1 protein-coding gene is annotated in these 2001 nt (G+C 77.5%); it reads left to right on the forward strand.

Going from position 1 to position 2001, the window contains the following annotated elements; translation table 11 throughout:
* Positions 1–391 precede the first annotated feature (391 nt).
* On the forward strand, positions 392–2001 hold a 1610-nt coding region (locus tag G6556_RS18545), incomplete at its 3' end, for an acyltransferase (RefSeq protein WP_166944589.1).

A 2001-nucleotide genomic window follows, 5' to 3' on the forward strand; every position in this document is an offset into this window, starting at 1 on the left:
CGGCGGCGCGCGCGCCCGCGAGGGCGGCCAGCAGCGGCGGGCGGACGCCGGCGGGCCCGACGACGTCGACCTCGCCGCGGGACGGAACGAGGGAGACGGCGCGCGCGACGGCGGGGTCGGTGAGGAGGACGGGCAGCAGTCCGGCGACGTTCATGGGTTCCTTCCGGGGGTGCCGGCGGCGGGGCGCGGTCAGCACGAGAACCCCGGATCCAGGGGATCCGGGGTGCAGCGACCACTCTACGAGCGACCACCGACACTCTCACTCTGACGGCGGCACCCCTCTTGACACGTTCTGCACCGTTTGTCCTAATTTGCACTTCCAGGCCTGCCGCGGGGCACCCGCGCAGCCGCGACCAACCCCGGCCGACGACTGCCACCCCGGGAGGGCGACGTGACGAGCACCGCCACCGCGCGCGCCGACGGTGGCCTGCCCGTGCTCTGGAGCCTCAACGGCCTGCGGGCCGCGGGCGCGCTGCTCGTGATGCTCTACCACGTCAACTCCTGGAACCTGCAGGTGATCCGGGGGTCCAGCGCGTTCTACACCGGCGTCGGGCTGTTCTTCGTGCTCTCCGGGTTCGTGCTCACCTGGACCGCGCAGCCCGGCACCACCCTCGGGGCCTTCTACACCCGCCGGCTCGCGCGGATCCTGCCGAACCACCTCACCGCGCTCGCGATCGGGCTCGCGGTCACCGTGCTCGTCGTCGGCGCCACGGTCGACCCGGTCACGCTGCTGTCCGGGGCGTTCCTCGTGCAGGCCTGGTCGCCCGACCGCGACGTGGTGTTCGCCGTCAACGGCGTCGCCTGGTCGCTGTCCTGCGAGATCGCGTTCTACGCCGCCTTCCCCGCGCTGCTCTGGGCGCTGCGCCGGATGCGCGCCCGCACCCGGGCCGTCGTCGCCGGCGCCGCCCTCGCCGCACCCGTCGCCGTCGCGCTGGCCTGGCCGACGCTGATCCCCGTGCTGTTCCACCTGCCGCCCGCCCGGCTGCCCGAGTTCCTGCTCGGCATGGTCACGGCGCTGGCGGTACGGGAGGGCTGGCGACCGCGGGTCCCCGCATGGGCGCTGCTCGGCGTCCTCGCCGCGTGCGTCCTCGGCGCCGCCGCGGTCGACGTGCACCCCACCGTGCTGACCGCCGTGCTCGCCGTGATCTTCGCGCCCCTCGCCGCCGGGTGCGCCTGGGGCGACATCGACGGGGGGAACCGCTGGGCGCTGCACCCGGTGGTGAAGCTCGGCGGGGCGCTGTCGTTCTCCTTCTACCTGCTGCACGAGCTCGTCATCAAGGTCGTCGTCGCGACACCCGTCCGCGGACCCGCCGCCATCGCGGTCGTGCTCGTCGTGTCGGCCGCGCTCGCGTTCCTCCTGTGGCGCGGCGTCGAGCTGCCCGCACGGGCGCGGATCCTCGCGACGCTGCCGGCACCGGCACCGCGGCTGGGCGCGGCCGGGCCGCCGCACGCACCCGGCGGGCGCCGGGCCCGGCACAGCCGGCCGCGGGTCGTCGCGTGGTCGTTCCCGCTGACCCCGGGGTTCGGCACGCCCGCGGTGACGTGGGCGGGCGCCGCGGCGGGGTCGGGTGCGGCGCTGGCGGGCTCCGGTGCGGTGGCGGGGTCCGGTGCAGCGCGGGGCTCCAGTGCGGTGGCGGGCTCGGTGCGCGTGGCGGGCACGGTGCCCACGCCGGCACCGGGGACGCCGCCAGCCGCCGCACCCGTCCCCGTGCGCGCCTCGGCCCCGGACGCCCTGCGCGCCCCCGTGCCCGCCGCGAGCGTCCCCGTCGCCGCACCGGTGAGCGCCCCGGCCACCGACGCGCCCACACGGGAGCACGCGACCACCCGGGAGTATGTCGCGACCGCGCACGGCCTCGCGCTGGCGGACACGCCGCTCGCGCTCGCCGCCGCCCCCGTGCACGCCGCGATCGGCGCCGGCGCGTCCCCCGCCACCGACGGCACCGCCGCGGCGGGCGCCATGAGCACCGCCGCGCTGGTCGCGGCCGCCGCCGTCGCCACCGG

It is taken from the genome of Cellulomonas sp. IC4_254 (assembly GCF_011603975.1).
Classification (GTDB): domain Bacteria; phylum Actinomycetota; class Actinomycetes; order Actinomycetales; family Cellulomonadaceae; genus Cellulomonas.